The organism is Ancylomarina sp. 16SWW S1-10-2 (assembly GCF_009669305.1).
Taxonomy (GTDB): Bacteria; Bacteroidota; Bacteroidia; order Bacteroidales; family Marinifilaceae; genus Ancylomarina.
In genome coordinates, this window is sequence record NZ_SADB01000127.1 from 1 (window position 1) to 648 (window position 648).

The following is a 648-nucleotide window of genomic DNA, read 5'->3' on the forward strand; positions in this document are numbered from 1 at the left end:
ATATCAACCCGGAGCTTGGACAGCCAAATGGTTATACGGTATGGGAACCAAAGGATATTCAGACGCGAATGCCTGTTCTGAAGCCATTTATCGATATGGTAAAGAAATATGGCACTCCATACGTCGGCGGCGCGTTCTGCACTGACAGATTAAAACTCGTTCCCTTCACCAAATACTGTGATGACCATTTCGGGCGAGGGAATTACACCACGTGGATTGGCATCAGAGCTGATGAACCGAAGCGGCTAAAGCCAAAGCCTGGAATCAGATATCTTGCTGAACTGTCAGACTTTGAGAAGGAAGATATCCTCGCATGGTGGAAGCAACAACCATTCGATTTGCAAATACCGGAACATCTCGGTAACTGCATATTCTGCATTAAAAAATCAACGCAAAAAATCGGACTTGCCTGCAAAGATGAGGAGGGATTGCAGCGTGTTTTTAATGAGGTCATCACGGGATCCCATGTGCGTGACGGACATCGGGAAACGCCAAAGGAGATTATGTACCGAGGAAGAATGTCGCTGGACGGTATCGCGAAAATGTATTCAGAAAATGATTATCAAGCCCTGTATCAGGACATGGTACGAGCTAAAAGATTCGATACCGGCTCTTGTTCTGAGTCATGCGAAATATTTGGAGGGCAGC

General features: G+C 46.1%; 1 protein-coding gene. It reads left to right on the plus strand.

Features of this window, described 5'->3' with window-relative positions; translation table 11 throughout:
* The coding region (locus EMN46_RS19715) for a hypothetical protein (protein ID WP_195715325.1) at window positions 1-648 on the plus strand (648 nt) is incomplete at both ends.